The organism is Venatoribacter cucullus (assembly GCF_016132445.1).
Classification (GTDB): domain Bacteria; phylum Pseudomonadota; class Gammaproteobacteria; order Pseudomonadales; family Oceanobacteraceae; genus Venatoribacter; species Venatoribacter cucullus.
In genome coordinates this window covers 1,506,423-1,522,188 of sequence record NZ_CP046056.1, presented here as the reverse complement: position 1 = coordinate 1,522,188, position 15,766 = coordinate 1,506,423, and the positions used below count along the sequence as shown (strand labels likewise).

At 59.5% G+C, this 15,766-nt stretch carries 14 protein-coding genes; 11 read left to right on the top strand and 3 right to left on the bottom strand.

All coding sequences use genetic code 11. From position 1 onward, the window contains the following. Window positions 1-160 precede the first annotated feature (160 nt). From trpA to GJQ55_RS07155, 9 genes are all read left to right on the top strand, one after another. Entirely contained in the window at window positions 161-964 is an 804-nt protein-coding gene (gene trpA / locus GJQ55_RS07195; protein WP_228344305.1) for a tryptophan synthase subunit alpha, read from the top strand. Between the two features lie 6 nt (window positions 965-970). After that, complete coding sequence (folC, locus tag GJQ55_RS07190; protein ID WP_228344304.1) at window positions 971-2,239, top strand: bifunctional tetrahydrofolate synthase/dihydrofolate synthase; 1,269 nt, start codon at window positions 971-973, stop codon at window positions 2,237-2,239. Next, the gene (locus GJQ55_RS07185) at window positions 2,224-2,778 is read left to right on the top strand and encodes an SPOR domain-containing protein (RefSeq protein WP_228344303.1); all 555 of its coding nucleotides are present in this window, start codon (window positions 2,224-2,226) and stop codon (window positions 2,776-2,778) included. The genes folC and GJQ55_RS07185 overlap by 16 nt, the downstream gene beginning before the upstream one ends. 81 nt (window positions 2,779-2,859) lie before the next feature. After that, on the top strand, window positions 2,860-3,354 hold the full coding sequence (locus GJQ55_RS07180; protein ID WP_228344302.1) for a CvpA family protein: 495 nt from the start codon (window positions 2,860-2,862) through the stop codon (window positions 3,352-3,354). A 19-nt stretch (window positions 3,355-3,373) separates the two neighbouring features. Beyond that, complete coding sequence (gene purF / locus GJQ55_RS07175; protein WP_228344301.1) at window positions 3,374-4,894, top strand: amidophosphoribosyltransferase; 1,521 nt, start codon at window positions 3,374-3,376, stop codon at window positions 4,892-4,894. Between the two features lie 14 nt (window positions 4,895-4,908). Then, window positions 4,909-6,129, top strand: a complete 1,221-nt coding sequence (locus GJQ55_RS07170) for an O-succinylhomoserine sulfhydrylase (RefSeq protein ID WP_228344300.1) — start codon at window positions 4,909-4,911, stop codon at window positions 6,127-6,129. A 243-nt stretch (window positions 6,130-6,372) separates the two neighbouring features. Further along, the gene (locus GJQ55_RS07165) at window positions 6,373-7,299 is read left to right on the top strand and encodes an AAA family ATPase (RefSeq protein WP_228344299.1); all 927 of its coding nucleotides are present in this window, start codon (window positions 6,373-6,375) and stop codon (window positions 7,297-7,299) included. Further along, window positions 7,296-8,270: a DUF58 domain-containing protein gene (locus tag GJQ55_RS07160; protein WP_228344298.1), complete on the top strand. Its 975-nt coding sequence runs from the start codon at window positions 7,296-7,298 to the stop codon at window positions 8,268-8,270. Before GJQ55_RS07165 ends, GJQ55_RS07160 begins: the two co-directional genes overlap by 4 nt. Next, a complete protein-coding gene (locus GJQ55_RS07155; protein WP_228344297.1) occupies window positions 8,267-10,372 on the top strand; it encodes a transglutaminase TgpA family protein in 2,106 nt (701 codons plus the stop codon). Before GJQ55_RS07160 ends, GJQ55_RS07155 begins: the two co-directional genes overlap by 4 nt. Here the strand turns inward: GJQ55_RS07155 and GJQ55_RS07150 are convergent. Then, window positions 10,312-10,962, bottom strand: coding sequence for a DUF6436 domain-containing protein (locus GJQ55_RS07150; protein ID WP_228344296.1), 651 nt, complete (start codon window positions 10,960-10,962; stop codon window positions 10,312-10,314). The genes GJQ55_RS07155 and GJQ55_RS07150 overlap by 61 nt on opposite strands. Window positions 10,963-11,038: 76 nt before the next feature. Between GJQ55_RS07150 and GJQ55_RS07145 the strand changes: the two genes are divergently transcribed. Together GJQ55_RS07145 and GJQ55_RS07140 are read left to right on the top strand one after the other, a co-directional pair. After that, complete coding sequence (locus GJQ55_RS07145) at window positions 11,039-11,824, top strand: thioredoxin family protein (protein WP_228344295.1); 786 nt, start codon at window positions 11,039-11,041, stop codon at window positions 11,822-11,824. A gap of 209 nt (window positions 11,825-12,033) precedes the next feature. Further along, entirely contained in the window at window positions 12,034-13,080 is a 1,047-nt protein-coding gene (locus GJQ55_RS07140) for an NADP(H)-dependent aldo-keto reductase (RefSeq protein ID WP_228344294.1), read from the top strand. Here the strand turns inward: GJQ55_RS07140 and GJQ55_RS07135 are convergent. Then, a complete protein-coding gene (locus tag GJQ55_RS07135; protein ID WP_228344293.1) occupies window positions 13,059-14,345 on the bottom strand; it encodes a BaiN/RdsA family NAD(P)/FAD-dependent oxidoreductase in 1,287 nt (428 codons plus the stop codon). The two genes, GJQ55_RS07140 and GJQ55_RS07135, sit on opposite strands and share 22 nt — an antisense overlap. After that, entirely contained in the window at window positions 14,342-15,715 is a 1,374-nt protein-coding gene (locus GJQ55_RS07130) for an MATE family efflux transporter (protein ID WP_228344292.1), read from the bottom strand. The genes GJQ55_RS07135 and GJQ55_RS07130 overlap by 4 nt, the downstream gene beginning before the upstream one ends. Between the last annotated feature and the right edge of the window lie 51 nt (window positions 15,716-15,766).

Here is a 15,766-nt window from a genome sequence, read left to right as displayed (position 1 = left end):
TTGCCTTGTCTTTCCGGCGCTCGCGACGCTCCGTAACGCAAAGGTGTGTGCGCGACGCCCAGGGAGGCAAATGTCGGCTCATAACGACCTTTAAAGGCCACAAAAGATTTTAATCCGCAGCCAGAGGGCTACGGTTTTTAACAGAATTCAGGAGACTGTGATGTCCCGTATTAAACAAGCATTTGCGACTCTGAAAGATCAGGGCAAAAAAGCGCTGATTCCTTACATCACCGCCGGTGATCCGCAGAAAGACGCGACCGTGCCGATGATGCATGCGCTGGTGGAAGCCGGTGCCGATATTATCGAGCTGGGCGTGCCGTTTTCCGACCCCATGGCCGACGGCCCGACCATTCAGCTGGCCTGTGAACGGGCGCTGGCGCACAACACCTCACTGCACGATGTGTTGAGTATGGTGGTGGAGTTCCGGCAAACCAACACCACCACGCCGGTGGTGTTAATGGGCTATCTGAACCCGGTTGAGCGCATGGGTCATGAAACCTTTGCCGCGGCCGCCGTTGAAGCGGGTGTGGATGGTGTGTTGCTGGTGGATCTGCCGCCGGAAGAAGCGGTGGATGTGGCAGAATTTTTCCGCGCCCGCGATCTGGATATGATCTATCTGATTGCGCCGACCACCACCGATGCCCGTATAGAAGCCATTGGCAAAGCCGGCAGCGGCTATGTCTACTATGTGTCGCTGAAAGGGGTAACCGGTTCGGCAACGCTGGACGTAGCGGATGTGGCGCGCAATCTGCAACGTATCCGTCAGCACGTGTCTATTCCGGTTGGTGTCGGCTTCGGTATCAGCAATGGTGAAACGGCCGCTGCCGTTGGCAACGTATGCGATGGCGTCATTGTCGGTTCTGCCATTATTAACCTGATTGCGGCCAATGCGGCCCAACCGGATGCCGCCCGTCATGCGGTTGCGGGTCTGGTCGGCAGTATGCGCCGGGCACTGGATGCCTGAGGCAGCATGAGTTTCGATACCCAACAAGCCAGTCTGGCGCAATGGTTGCAGCGGCTGGAAGCGTTGCATCCGTCCGAAATTGAGCTCGGTCTGGCGCGTATCAGTCGGGTGGCGGAGCGGCTGGATTGTCTGCGCCCGGCACCGCTGGTGATTCTGGTTGGTGGTACCAATGGCAAAGGTACCACGTCAGCCTTGTTGTCGGCTTTGTTGCAGGCGCAGGGTTTGACGGTCGGTTTGTATTGCTCACCGCATATCCATCGCTATAACGAGCGGGTGCAGGTGAATGGCCGGGAAGTTTCCGATGCTGATTTGTGTGCCGGTTTCCGGGCGGTCGAAGTAGCGCGGGGTGAGACCAGTCTGACCTATTTTGAATTCGGCACATTAGCGGCGCTGCACTGGTTCAAGCAGCAGCAACTGGATGCCTGTGTGCTGGAAATCGGCCTGGGTGGCCGTCTGGATGCGGTGAATATTGTTGATGCTGACATCTCCGTGGTGACCAGCATTGGCCTGGATCATCAGGCCTGGCTGGGCGATACGGTGGAGCAAATTGGCTACGAAAAAGCCGGTATTGCCCGGGCCGGACGCTGGCTGGTGTGCGGTCAGCCGCAGCCGCCGGCCACGGTCCGGGCTACGGCGAAAACACTGGGTGCGCACTGGTGCGGACGGGATGACGATTTCTTTGTGCAGCCGGATGGTAATCAGTTACAGGTGCGTTTCCGTCAGCATAACCAAACACAGCAGTGGCAGTTGCCGGCCGCGCATATCCCTTACCCTAATGTGGCTACCGCTATTCAGACGCTGGCACTGCTGGAACGTTTGCCGGACCAGGCCACTGTGGCTGCGGTGGTACAGCAACTACGGGTGGCCGGGCGCTTGCAGCAGTTTGTGCGCGAGAGCGACGGTCAGCGTTTGCAGTTAACCCTGGATGTGGCCCATAACGAACAGGCCGCGGCTTATATCGGCCAGCAGTTAGGACAGGTGGATGGCATTATTCTGGGCATGCTGGCGGATAAAGACCCCGCGGCGGTGCTGGCAGCCTTGCCACAAACGGAGCAGTTGCTGGTGGTTGGTCTGGATTGCCCGCGGGGGCTGAGTGCGGCGCAGCTGGCAGAGCGTATCGGTTCTGCCGTACTACTGACGCAGGCCGAAACCGTGGCAGCGGCCATGCAGCAGTTACCCGACCATGGTCATTGGCTGGTGTGCGGTTCTTTTTATACCGTCGAGGCGGCCCTGGCGGTCATTGAAGAGGAGACAGGGCAGTGGAACTGCATCTGAAAAAACGCATTGTCGGCGCGTTGCTGACCGTTACCGCAGTAGCACTGGTGTTGCCGGTGGTGCTGGATGGTTCCCGTCACAACGAGTCGCTGCTGCAAGATGTGCCCCCTATGCCGGAATTACCGGACTGGGCGGTGGTGGAAGATGAACGCCGGGTGCGCATTGAACTGCAGCAGCTGGCCAGTGGCGACGCCGAGCAGGCATTACAGCAAGCCGTGCCCGAAGTGGTCAGTCAGGATGCTGCTGTACCGCCGCGCAGCCAGAGCGACCGTACCATGCCGGATGAGCAGGGCGTGCCCTATGCCTGGACCTTGCAGCTGGGGGCCTTTTCCGATGTGAATAATGCCAATGCCTTGCGCGATCAGTTACGTGCCAAAGGTTATAAAGCCTATACCGAAGCTTTTCCTGACGGCAATCTGACCCGGGTTTACGTCGGTCCCGAGCTGCAGCGGGCGGCCATCGAAACGCTGCAGAAAAAATTACAGCAGGAGCTGGGGCAGAACGATATCCATATCAAACGCTATCAGCCCGGTCGCTGAAACAGCGGCGATTCTGATGTTTCTTAACCGACGCGCTTTGGTATACTGCGCGTTTTCTGCGATACAGCTGCGGGGCGAATGATGGCGGTAATTGATTGGGTGGTTGTGGCGGTACTGGCCGTATCCACATTAATCAGCCTGAAACGCGGTTTTGTCCGTGAGGCGTTATCGCTGGCAACCTGGGTTATCGCCTTTATTGTTGCCCGTCTGTTCAGTGGCAATCTGGCCACCCTGCTGGAAGGCACGGTTGATACCCAATCCCTGCGCTGGATTATTGCCTTCGCCATCTTATTTGTCGGCACCATTGTTATTGGTGCCATGGTTAACCACCTGCTCAGTGAAATGGTGCGGGTGACCGGGCTCAGTGGCACCGACCGTATTTTTGGTATGGTATTTGGCCTGGTCCGTGGTCTTATTATTCTGGTGGCGGTGGTCTACGGACTGCAGTTCACCATGCTGCCCCAGGACGCCTGGTGGCAGGAATCCCGTTTTATCCCGTATTTATCTACGCTGGCCGACTGGGCACGCAAAACCCTGCCCGGTGCCACAGCGCAGATGATGTCTCTTACACAATAGTCTCCGAGGTTATACGCACATGTGCGGAATAGTGGGTATCGTTGCCAAAACCCATGTCAATCAGGCCATTTATGATGCCCTGACGGTCCTGCAACACCGTGGTCAGGATGCTGCCGGCATTGTTACCAGTGATCAGAACAAACTTTATCTGCGTAAGGATAACGGTCTGGTCAGCGATGTGTTCCGTACCCGGCACATGCAGCGGCTGATCGGAAAAATGGGTATTGGTCATGTCCGTTACCCGACCGCCGGCAGCTCCAGCTCGGCGGAAGCACAGCCGTTTTATGTGAATTCACCCTACGGTATTACCCTGGCGCACAACGGTAACCTGACCAATACCGAACAGCTGGCCGATGATATTTACCGCGAAGACCTGCGCCACATTAATACCACCTCCGATTCGGAAGTACTGCTGAACGTCTTTGCGCACGAACTGCAGGAACAAAAGCAACTGCAGCCAACCCCAGAGGTCATTTTCAAAGCGGTGCAGCGGGTACATGCCCGGGTGCGCGGTGGTTACGCGGTGGTGGCGCTGATCAGCGGTTACGGCATTGTCGCTTTCCGTGATCCTAACGGCATTCGCCCGGCGATTTTTGGCCGTCGCGACACCGCCCAGGGCCCGGAATATATGGTGGCTTCCGAGTCGGTAGCGCTGGACGCACTGGGTTTTAAACTGGAGCGTGATATTGCCCCGGGCGAGGCCATTGTGATTACCGAACAGGGTGAATTGTTTACCCGTCAGTGCGCTGAAAATACCCGTCTGGCGCCCTGTATTTTTGAGCATGTGTATTTTGCCCGTCCGGATTCCATTATTGATGGCATCGCGGTCTACAAAGCGCGTTTGCGCATGGGTGAAAAGCTGGCCGATAAAATCATGCGCGAGCGTCCGGACCACGATATTGATGTGGTGATTCCGATTCCCGATACCAGCCGTTCATCGGCGCTGGAACTGGCCAACCGGCTGGGCGTGAAATACCGCGAAGGTTTTATGAAAAACCGCTACATCGGTCGCACCTTTATCATGCCCGGTCAGCAGCAGCGGAAAAAATCGGTTAAACAAAAGCTGAACGCGCTGGATCTGGAATTCCGCGGTAAAAACGTCCTGCTGGTGGACGATTCCATCGTGCGCGGTACGACTTGCGAACAGATCATTGAAATGGCCCGCGAAGCCGGTGCCAAAAAAGTGTATTTCGCCTCAGCTGCGCCAGCGGTGCGTTATCCCAATGTGTACGGCATTGATATGCCGGCCAAGGAAGAATTCATTGCCCACGGTCGCAGCACGGAAGAAATTGCTGCTGAAATCGGTGCCGACTGGCTGGTGTATCAGGACCTGGACGATCTGATTCAGGCTTGTCTGGAAGGCAGCAAAACCGAAGCGCGCGAGTTTGACTGCTCGGTATTCACCGGTGAATACGTAACCGGCGATATCAACGATGCCTATTTTGCCCGCTTGTCGCAGCTGCGTAACGACGCCAGCAAAGGCAAACGCAATGCGGTCGAAAACGTGGCGATTGATCTGCACAACGATCACGAATCCTGAGTTGCGGAGCGATGATGAACGAATTTTCTGAGCTGAATGATCGTTACCAGTCGGATCTGGACGGCTGCTCGTTTGAAACGCTGGCCGTGCGGGCCGGGCAGGTGCGTACTGTCGAGTGCGAACACGGCGAGGCCATTTTTCCGACCAGCAGCTATGTGTTCAGCTCGGCCGCCGAAGCGGCGGCGCGTTTTTCCGGCAGCAGTGCCGGTAACGTGTATTCGCGCTACACCAACCCCACAGTGCGCACCTTTGAGCAGCGGCTGGCGGCTCTGGAAGGCGGCGAAGCCTGTGCGGCTACCGCATCCGGTATGGCGGCTATTTACGCGGTGGCTATTGCCTTTTTAAAGGCCGGTGACCACATGCTGTGTTCGCGCAGTGTGTTCGGTGCCACCACGGTATTGTTTGAAAAATACCTGCGTAAATTCGGCGTTGAAATTACCTACGTTGAATTGCTGAATCTGGATGACTGGCAAGCCAAACTGCAGCCCAATACCAAACTCCTGTTTCTGGAGTCGCCGTCCAATCCGCTCAACGAAGTGGCCGATATCCGTGCCATTGCCGCACTGGCGAAACAGGCCGGCGCTTTGTTTGCGGTGGATAACTGTTTCTGCACTCCGGCCAGCCAGCAGCCGCTGGCGCTGGGTGCCGATCTGGTGATCCACTCAGCCACCAAATACATCGACGGTCAGGGCCGTTGTCTGGGTGGCGCCGTGGTGGGTTCGCAGGAACTGATCGAGCAGGTGGTGGGCGTATTACGCTCCGCCGGCCCGACCATGAGCCCCTTCAATGCCTGGGTATTTCTGAAAGGTCTGGAAACCCTGTCCATTCGTATGCAGGCCCACAGCGCCAACGCGCTGGCACTGGCGCAATGGTTGGAACAGCATCCGGCGGTGGTGAAAGTGAACTATTGCGGCCTGCCATCGCACCCGCAGTACGAACTGGCCCAGCAGCAACAAAAGCTGTTTGGTGGTGTGCTGTCCTTTGAAGTAAAGGGCGGCCGCGAGGAAGCCTGGCAGGTGGTAGACGCTACCCGCATGATTTCCATTACCGCCAACCTCGGTGACACCAAAACCACCATTACCCATCCGGCCACCACTACTCATGGCCGCCTGAGTGAAGCCGACCGCGCCCGCGCCGGTATTGCCGATGGCCTACTGCGCGTCGCCGTGGGGCTGGAAAGTGTGGCCGATATACAGCGCGACCTGGCCCGTGGGTTGGATGCACTGAAAGTCTGAAGTCTGAGGCTTGAGGCTTGAGGCAAAAGCAAAAAAACGCTCGCTGCGCTTGACGGGAGACGGGAGACGCCAAAAATTGTCCAGCGTCCAGCGTCCAGCGTCCAGCGTCCAGCGTCCAGCGTCCAGCGTCCAGCTTCCAGCTTCCAGCTTCCAGTGTCATCTTTACACTCCTTGTCACACTCGCTTTTAATCCTCTCAGCAACTCCTTTATCCTGAGCGTCCGTTTTATTTCAGGACTGCTTCATGACCACCCCCATTACCCGCGTACTCGAACAGCTTGGCCAGGTGATTCTTGGTAAAGAAGAACAGCTGCGGCTGGCACTCAGTTGTCTGTTGGCGCGTGGCCATTTGCTGATTGAAGATTTACCCGGTATGGGCAAAACCACGCTGTCGCATGCTCTGGCCGGGGCACTGGGGTTGCAGTACAACCGCATTCAGTTCACCTCCGACCTGTTGCCGGCCGATATCCTCGGCGTCAGTATTTTTGAGCGCGAACCGGGTTCGGATCTGGGCCGTTTCCGCTTTCATCCGGGGCCGGTGTTCAGCCAGCTGGTGCTGGCCGATGAAATTAACCGCGCTACGCCTAAGGCGCAAAGTGCGTTGCTGGAGGCCATGGAGGAGGGGCAGGTAACGATTGAAGGGGAAACCCGGCCGCTGCCGCAGCCGTTCTTTGTTATTGCCACCCAGAACCCGGTATCGCAATCCGGTACCTTTCCGTTGCCGGAATCGCAGCTCGACCGTTTTCTGATGTGCATTCAGCTGGGCTATCCGGATGCCCGTGCCGAGCGTGAGTTACTGGAAGGTCGTGATCGCCGGGCCATGGCCGCCGGACTGCAGGCGGTGCTGAAAACCGCCGATTTACAGCAATTACAGCAGCAGGTCGATGCCGTGCAGGCTGCCGCCAGTGTGCTGGATTATCTGCAACGCATCATCGCCTTCACCCGCTACGACGGCGGCTATCAATATGGCTTATCGCCGCGTGGCGCACTGGCGCTGTTGCGCAGTGCCAAAGCCTGGGCGCTGGTGGATGGCGGGCGCCAGCATCTGCTGCCGGAGGATATTCAGGCGGTACTGCCGGCGGTGGTCGATCACCGGCTGGCAGCAGCAGCACCGGTTGCTGCATTGCAGCCGTCGGCGCACATTCTGCAACAGGTGCCGGTCCTGGTATGACGTTACCGGCGCGCTGGCAACAACGCTGGCAGGCCTGGCTCGACCGGCGCATTCCGCCGGCGGCCCAGGTCACCCTCAGTCATCGGTCCATTTTTATTCTGCCCACCCGCAGTGCGCTGACCTTTGGCCTGCTGTTGCTGTTGTTGCTGATTACGGCCATCAACTACCAGAACAGTCTGATTTATGCGCTCACCTTCTGGCTGTTCAGCGTTGGTCTGGCGGCCATGTTGTTTACTTTCCGTAATCTGTCCGGGCTGACGTTAATCGCCGGCCACGCGGCGCCCTGTTTTGCCGGTGAGCGGTTGCGGCTGCCGCTGTGGCTGCAGGCCGACCGGCGTGGCCATCAGGCCTTGCTGCTGGGCTTCCCCGATCAGCCCACGCAACAGGCCAGTGTGGCCGCCGGTGAGCGGCAGGCATTGCACCTGAGTTTGCCGGCCCATCAGCGCGGCCCGCTGCAAACCGGCCGGCTGCGCCTCGACAGTCGTTATCCGCTGGGTTTGTTCAATGCCTGGAGCTGGGTGCGGCTGGAGTTTCGCGGGCTGGTGTATCCGCGCCCGGAAACCGTGCCCTTTGTGTTTCTGGCCGGTGATGGCGGCGAACAGCTCAGTGGTGCCCCTTCAACCCAATCCGGTGAGCAGGATTTTCAGGGGCTGAGACCGTACCGTCAGGGCGATTCCATGCGTCGTGTTGCCTGGAAGCAACTGGCCCGCGGTAAGGGACTGGTGAGTAAGGATTTTGACCATGATGAAGGCGCAACCTGCTGGCTCGATTGGGAGGCGTTGCCCGGCTTGCCAGTGGAAACCCGGTTGTCGCGTCTGTGTGGCTGGGTATTGCAGGCGCATCAGCAGGGCTGGCGTTATGGTTTGCGGCTGCCGGGCACTGAATTCAGCCCGGACAACAGTGAAGGGCACCGCGACCGCTGCTTACAGGCGCTGGCGCTGTATGGTTTTAGCGCACCGGAGGGGCTATGAGTATGCGTACCCGGTCGCCGGTGGATGTTCCGATTCCGCGTACAGCGGTGCTGTGGTTGTTGGGCAGCCAGTTGTTGTCGCTGTGGCTGCACGCTACGCATTTGCCCGTGTGGCTCTGGGCGGTGGTGGCTTTTGTTCTTGGCTGGCGCTGGCTGACCCATCTGGGCCGGGTTTCTTATCCCGACCGCCGCATTAAAACCCTGGCGGTGATCGCCGCCAGTGTGGCGGTGTTTATGGCCTTTGAACGGCGTCTGACGCTGGAAAGTGCCAGCGCCTTCTTAATTGCCGCCAGCAGTCTGAAGTTGCTGGAAATGAAAGTCCGCCGCGATGGCTATGTGGTGGGGTATCTGAGTTTCTTTGTCCTCGGTACTGGTTTTCTGTTTGATCAGGGCATTCTCAGCGGTCTGTACGGCGTGCTGGCGGTCTGGTGTTTAACCACCGCGCTGGTCACGCTGCACGGGCAAGGCAGTGCGGCAAGCGGTCAGACCCACAGTCTGCGCCGCAGCAGTGTGCAGGCTGGCCGGCTGGCCGGTGGCATATTGCTGGTGTCGCTGCCGATGATGCTGGTGCTGTATCTGCTGTTTCCGCGCATGGGGCCGCTGTGGAGTTTTACCCTGCAGTCGGGCAAGGCCAAAAGCGGCCTCAGCGAAGAAATGGCCGCCGGCGATATCGTCGATCTGAGTCAGTCGGATGAGCTGGCCTTTCGGGTGTCGTTCAGTAATGGCCAGCTACCGGCGCGCGAGCAGCTGTACTGGCGTGCACTGGTGCTCGATTACTACGATGGCCGGCGCTGGTTACGGCAATCCGGTGCACCGCAGGTCAGCTGGTTTAACCCGGCCAATCCGCCCATGCCGGCAGCCAGTAATCAGCTGGAATATGAAATTGTGCAGGAAGCCACCGATAAAAACTGGTTGTTTGCATTAACCGGGGTTCAGGCGGCTGAACGGGGGACGGGGCACACCAGTGACAACCGGCTGGTGGCACGGCGGCCGGTGTTTCAGCGTCAGCGTTATATGGCCCGTTCGTATTTACAGGCCAGGTTCAGCCCGGCCGGTTTAAGTGCCCAGGAACAACAGAACAGTCTGCAGCTGCCGGGGGATTTTAACCCGCAGGCGCGGGAGTTTGCCCGCCAGTTGCGCCGCCAATATAGCGATGACCGCCAGCTGCTGGCGGCATTGCTACAGCACTTCCGCGATCAGCCGTTTTATTACACCCTGCAGCCGCCAGCGATGGCCACCGATGAAGTGGACGATTTCCTCTTCAATGCCCGCCGCGGTTTCTGCGCTCATTACGCCGGCGCGCTGGTGTTTGTCGCCCGCGCAGCCGGTATTCCGGCGAGAGTAGTGACCGGTTATCAGGGCGGCGAATGGAATGAGAGCGAGCAATATCTGACCGTACGCCAGTTTGATGCCCACGCCTGGGCCGAAGTGTGGCTGCCGGGTGAGGGTTGGGTGCAGACCGACCCGACCGCCGCCGTGGCTCCGGATCGTATTCAATACGGTCTGGAACAGGCGGTGGCAGAAGAGGGCAGTTTTCTGCAGGAACAGCTGTTTTCTGCTCATAGGCTGAAGGGCATCGGCTGGCTGAACCGGCTGCGGCTGGAACTGGACAGCCTCAATTACTACTGGCAGCGCTGGGTGTTGTCTTACGACCGCGAGAGCCAGCGCGGTTTATTGCAGAACTTACTGGGCTTGCGTGAATACCAGCAGGCGCTGTACTGGCTGGCGGGCAGTTTTGTGGCATTTTTTGCGCTGGCGTCACTGTGGTTGTGGTGGCGTCTGCGGCCACGGCCGCCCAGTCCCTTTATGCGGGCCTGGCAGCGCTTGCAGCAGCGTGGTCAGCGCCTGGGGGTAGTAATGGACCCGGGCGAAACCGCCGCTCAGTACTGCCAGCGGCTGGCGCAGGCTTGTCCGGCCCAGCGCTCGCTGTTGCTGTGGCTGGGGCAGGAAATTAATTCCGTTCTGTATCAGCCGGCGGCGGATACGGCGCGGCAACGGCAGCGCTTGCGTCAGTTGATCCGGGCGCTCCACCGGGTGCGGCGTCAGTTGCCCGGCCAGGCGCAGAAACAACCATCGCCGGCAACATTGGCAAAGGGGCCGTAACCTTCATTCTGTAAGGCGCGCACCATGGCCGGGAAAAAGTCGTCGTTGGCGACAGTGCACAGGGCGCCAAAGCCCCAGGCACCGAAATAGCCCAGCCGGTTATCCGGGCCGAATAACGCCAGCGCCGGGCTGGCCGGCAGGGTAAAGCCGGCGGGTGCGCGCACAATGTCCATCCGTTCGCCGTTAAGGCGCAGAAAAGACTGCAGATCTTCGTCGCTGGCACTGGCCGGGGCGATCGCCACCACCCTGAGGGAATCCGCTTTGAACTGGTGCAGCAGGGCATCGAAATGGCGCTGGCTGAGCTGGTTGCACAGGCAGCCCGGGTTCCAGAACTGCAGTAAGGTCACCTGGCCGGCGGCCGGGGCCGGCAGGGGCGCCAGAATGGGTTGCAGCAATTGTTCGGCCTGGCTCGCCTGCCAGAAGCGGGCATCATCGTCGGCACCGATAAAGGGCCGTACATTCTGTTGCTGAAACCACCACAGCCCCGCCAGCGTGGCCGCCAGCCAGATAATAATCAACAAACTCAGCCAGAAGGCTTTGTGCGGGTGTCCGCTGGCAGCGGGTGAGTGTTGGTTGGCAGGTGTGGTCACAGTGTTATCCGTTCGGCAGATCAGAAGCCCGGCATTATACTGCAGGCCGCCCATTAGCCGAGGAGCAAAAACACCCATGCCGTCACCGACCATCGTTATTACTGATGCAGAGCAACTGCGCCAGTGGCAGCAGGGTGCCGGCCAACCCTGGTTTTTGCTGCTGTTTACCACGGCTGGCTGTGCGCCGTGCCGGGCTTTGTTGCCGGTGCTGGAGCAAACCGTGCAGAGCAGTGATCAGCGGTTAGCGTTATTGCAGGTGGATGCCGGGCAGTTATCCCCACTGGCGCAGCAGTATCAGGTGCGCTCAGTACCGCAGGTGTTGTTGTTTCAGGGCCCCCGGCTGTGGGGACGCCTGCAGGGGCTGCAAACCCGGCGACAGGTGGATGCTTTCCTCCAGGCGTTCATGCCTCAGCCGGACGCCCATTCATTGCCGGTTCCGGCCAGCGCGGATATCGCTGGCTTACGCCGGGCGGCGGCTGACGCCCCTTTGCAGGCGGCGGCGCAGGCAGCGCTTATTCAATCTTTGCTGCAACAGGCCCATCGGCCAGCGCTGCTGGCGGAGGCCCGGCAGCGCTTGCAGCAATTGCCGGACGAGCTGCTGCGTGACCCGGAGCTGGCGCGGTTGCAATCGTTACTGCATTGGCTGGAGCGGCCAGTACCTGCCGGCTGTGAGTGGCGGGTGGCTGCTCATCGGCAGGTTGCTGATGGGCATTTCAATGCCGCCGTGGAAACCTTGTTGCAGGTTCCGCAGCTGGTGCAACGCTCTGATTTGCAGGCACTGCTGGTGGAGTTGCTGAACGTCTTGCCGGATCGTCAGGCCGCTAATGGCTACCGGCGCCGGTTGTTTGCATTATTAGCCTGATCTATACCGTTATCTTTTCTGCCGCCAGCTGAATAGCTTGCGAATAGGCGGAGAATCCAGTGCCGTATTGAAAGATATACCGTTACCTTCTTGGGCCTTGAATAGTCAAACTGCAAACACTGTTGCGATTGGCTGGCTGTTTTCTGCGTACCGGAAACCCCATAATGCCGTCCGATCATGCCATCTGAATACAACGCCAGGGAGCATCCATGAGCTTAGTGAACAACCGCCGTCCGTTGGGTAACAGCGATTTACGGGCCAGTAAAATCTGCCTCGGCACCATGACCTGGGGCGAACAGAACAGCGAAGCCGAGGCTCATCAGCAGCTGGATTACGCGCTGGCGCAGGGCATCAATTTTATCGATACCGCCGAGATGTATCCGGTGCCGCCGCAAGGTGAAACCCAGGGCCGCACGGAACAATACATCGGCACCTGGCTGGCCAGCCGTGGTCAGCGTGAACGCATTGTGCTGGCCTCCAAGGTCACCGGCCCGGGTGACTGGATGACCCATATCCGCCAGGGGCCGCAATTAACCCGGGCGCATATCCGCGAGGCGGTCGAAGGCAGTCTGCGGCGCCTGCAAACCGATTACATCGATCTGTACCAGCTGCACTGGCCGGCGCGGCCGACCAATTTCTTCGGCAAGCTGGGCTATGTGCATCAGCCCGGCGAACACACACCACTGGAAGAAAGTCTGCTGGCGCTGATGGAATTAATGCAGGAAGGCAAAATCCGCCATTACGGCCTGTCTAATGAAACCGCCTGGGGCACCATGAAAGTGCTGCAGATTGCCGACCGCGAAGGCTGGCCACGGCCATTAACGGTACAGAATCCTTATAACCTGCTGAACCGCAGTTATGAGGTGGGTCTGGCGGAAATTTCACATCAGGAAAACGTCGGCCTGCTGGCTTATTCACCACTGGCGTTCGGGGTGCTGACCGGTAAATACCTGTATGGTCAGCAACCGGCCGGCGCTCGTATTACTTTGCATCAGCGTTTCAGTCGTTATCAGGGCGCGCAGGCGGAAGCCGCGGTAACTGAGTATGTGGCGCTGGCACAGGAATTTGGCTTAACACCGGCACAGCTGGCGCTGGCCTTTGTCACGCAGCAATCCTTTGTGACGGCCAATATTATCGGCGCGACCAGCATGGCGCAGCTGCAGGAAAACATTGCCACGGCGGCGCTGGAACTGACGCCGGAACAGCTGCAGCGTATTGATGCCATTCACAAGGTTTATTCCAACCCCTGTCCCTGAGCCGGCTCTGCGTCCGGGGTAACGTCCTGCTGCTGCACATAGCGCAGCAGCGCGTCACCGGCGTAACGGCCGGTGGCAAAGCAGGCGGTCAGCAGGTAGCCACCGGTTGGCGCTTCCCAGTCGAGCATTTCTCCGGCGGCAAATACCCCGGGCAGGTCTTTCAGCATCAGATCCGCTGTTAACGCCGTAAACTGAACGCCACCGGCGCAGCTGATGGCTTCAGCGATGGGGCGGGTACCGGTAACGGCCGGCAGTGGCATGGCTTTCAGAGCGGCGGCAACCGCTTGGGAGTCGTTTGGGTCCAGGTGCGGACAGCATTCTTTTAATAACGCCCCCGCCAACGGCGGCAGGTGCAGTTTTTTGCGCAACACATTGGCAAAACTCATGCCTTTGCGCGGTTGCTGCAGTTTGGCACTGATCTGCTCGGCACTGCTGTGTGGCAGCCAGTCCAGTATCAGCCGGGCCTGCTCGGGTTGCTGCTGCCATCGCTGGCGCAAGGGCGCGCTCAGGGCATACACCAGGCTGCCTTCAATACCGTAACCGGTGATAACAAACTCACCGGTTTTGCTTTCAGTACGGCCGTCGGCGGTGGTTACGCTGAGGCGGATATGCTTGACCGGAGTACCGGCAAAACGCTCGCGCAGGTAGTCACTCCAGGGCAGATCAAACCCACAGTTACTGGCCTGCAGGGGCGTGACGGCCACGCCGGCCTGCTGCAGTACATCCACCCAGCGGCCATCGGAGCCGAGTTTCGGCCAGCTGGCACCGCCCAGCGCCAGTACCACGGCGCTGAAACGCTGTTCATGTTCGCCGTCCGGTCCCTGGAATTGCCAGCACAGTCCTTGTTCATCCTGCTGCCAGCCAATCCAGCGTTGGCGCGGGTGAAACACAACCCCTTGCTGGCGCAGTCGTTGCAGCCAGCGGCGCAGCAGCGGGGCGGCTTTCATATCGGTGGGAAACACCCGGCCAGAGCTGCCAACAAAGGTGTCGATGCCTAATTGATGAATCCATTCGCGCAGCGCCGCCGGCGGAAAGGCATCCAGCATCGGCTGCAAATGTGAACTGGCTTCACGGTAGCGCTGCACAAACAGCGGGTAATCTTCGCTGTGGGTGATGTTCATGCCGCCAATACCGGCGAGCAGAAATTTACGCGCCACGCTGGGCATGGCATCGAATACCTCAACGCGGTATCCGGCGGCGGCCATGCGTTCGGCCGCCATCAGGCCGGCCGGGCCGGCACCAATCACCGCAATCACCGCACTCATGCCGCCACCGCTGTGCGGCCGACCCGGCGCAGGCGAATGGTCAGCAGAATGGCGGCGGTGGTTAAGCCCAGGATCAGGCCCGTCCAGAATCCTTCGGCGCCATAAGGGGTGGGCGCTTTAAAGGCCAGCCAGTAGCCCACGCCCAGGCCGACCAGCCAGTAGGCGATAAAGGTAATCACCATCACCATAAAGGTGTCGTGATAAGCGCGCAGGGCGCCGGCGGCGGCGATCTGGACCGCATCGGATAACTGAAACACGGCCGCATACATCAGCAGCGCCGCCGCCACCGCGACCACTTGCGGGTCGGGGGAATAGAAGCGGGCAATGATGCCGGCCAGCAGCACCATCGCGGTGGCATTGAACAGGGCCACGCCCAGATTCAGCTTTACCCCCAGCCAGGCCGTGCGTTGCGCCAACAGGGCGTTGCCGCTGCCCAGATGGTGACTGACCCGTACCGTCATGGCCATGCCGAGACTGAGCGGAATCATAAAGGTGAGGGAGGACAGATTCAGGGCCACCTGGTGTCCCGCCACAATTACCGGCCCCAGACTGGTCAGAAACAGGGCGATCACGGTAAACAGACTGACTTCAAAGAAAATGGCGATACCGATGGGAATGCCAATACGCAGAATGTCTTTAATGGCCTGGAAACGCGGTTTCAGCACCTCAGCCCAGATATTGTAACCGGCGGGAATACGGTGCTTGCGGGTGTTGCGGGCCAGGGCGATGGCCATGCCGGTAAAGACAATGCTGCTGCCAATGCCGCAGCCCACACCACCCAGCGCCGGCAGCCCAAACAGACCATCGATAAAGATCATATTGACCGGCACATTCATGATCAGGCCGGACAACATAATGCGGGTAACGTGGCCGGGCTGGTTCAGGGCTTCGGCATAAAACCGGTAGGCCAGAAAAATACCCGCCGCGGGCATGCCGGCGGCGATGGCTAAGGTGTACTGGCTGGCAATACGGCCGGTTTCCGGGTCATCAATCCAGACCGGCAACAACAGCGCTCCGGCCACTAATAACAGGGTTGAAACCAACCCCAGCGCGATGCCGCACCAGAGCGCGGCACTGAGTAATTGCGGCAGTTCCTGTTGCCGGCGGCCGGAGTTAAACGCCGCCGCCAGTGGCGACAGTGCGACCAGTACGCCGGCCAGAAACAACCACACCGGCAGCCACAAACTGGTGCCGATGGCGACGGCGGCCAGATCACGGGTGCTGACATGCCCGGACATCAGGGTATCGACCGTGCCCATGCCAATTTGCGCCAGCTGGGTGGCCAGAATGGGCAGGGTTAATTTGGTTAAGGCCCGGATTTCCTGAGCGCTGAAGTTCATGCCGGTGGTTCCGCTAAAAATGCTGTTCATTCGCCGGCTGGATGCCGGACGGGAGAGGGCGCGTATTGTGCCGCGAAGGCG

Bases quoted from the DNA above. Each gene is read 5' to 3' on its own strand.
- trpA (WP_228344305.1), top strand. From the start codon at position 161: ATGTCCCGTATTAAACAAGCATTTGCGACTCTGAAAGATCAGGGCAAA.
- folC (WP_228344304.1), top strand. From the start codon at position 971: ATGAGTTTCGATACCCAACAAGCCAGTCTGGCGCAATGGTTGCAGCGG.
- GJQ55_RS07180 (WP_228344302.1), top strand. From the start codon at position 2,860: ATGGCGGTAATTGATTGGGTGGTTGTGGCGGTACTGGCCGTATCCACA.
- purF (WP_228344301.1), top strand. From the start codon at position 3,374: ATGTGCGGAATAGTGGGTATCGTTGCCAAAACCCATGTCAATCAGGCC.
- GJQ55_RS07170 (WP_228344300.1), top strand. From the start codon at position 4,909: ATGAACGAATTTTCTGAGCTGAATGATCGTTACCAGTCGGATCTGGAC.
- GJQ55_RS07165 (WP_228344299.1), top strand. From the start codon at position 6,373: ATGACCACCCCCATTACCCGCGTACTCGAACAGCTTGGCCAGGTGATT.
- GJQ55_RS07160 (WP_228344298.1), top strand. From the start codon at position 7,296: ATGACGTTACCGGCGCGCTGGCAACAACGCTGGCAGGCCTGGCTCGAC.
- GJQ55_RS07155 (WP_228344297.1), top strand. From the start codon at position 8,267: ATGAGTATGCGTACCCGGTCGCCGGTGGATGTTCCGATTCCGCGTACA.
- GJQ55_RS07145 (WP_228344295.1), top strand. From the start codon at position 11,039: ATGCCGTCACCGACCATCGTTATTACTGATGCAGAGCAACTGCGCCAG.
- GJQ55_RS07140 (WP_228344294.1), top strand. From the start codon at position 12,034: ATGAGCTTAGTGAACAACCGCCGTCCGTTGGGTAACAGCGATTTACGG.
- GJQ55_RS07135 (WP_228344293.1), bottom strand. From the start codon at position 14,345: ATGAGTGCGGTGATTGCGGTGATTGGTGCCGGCCCGGCCGGCCTGATG.
- GJQ55_RS07130 (WP_228344292.1), bottom strand. From the start codon at position 15,715: ATGAACAGCATTTTTAGCGGAACCACCGGCATGAACTTCAGCGCTCAG.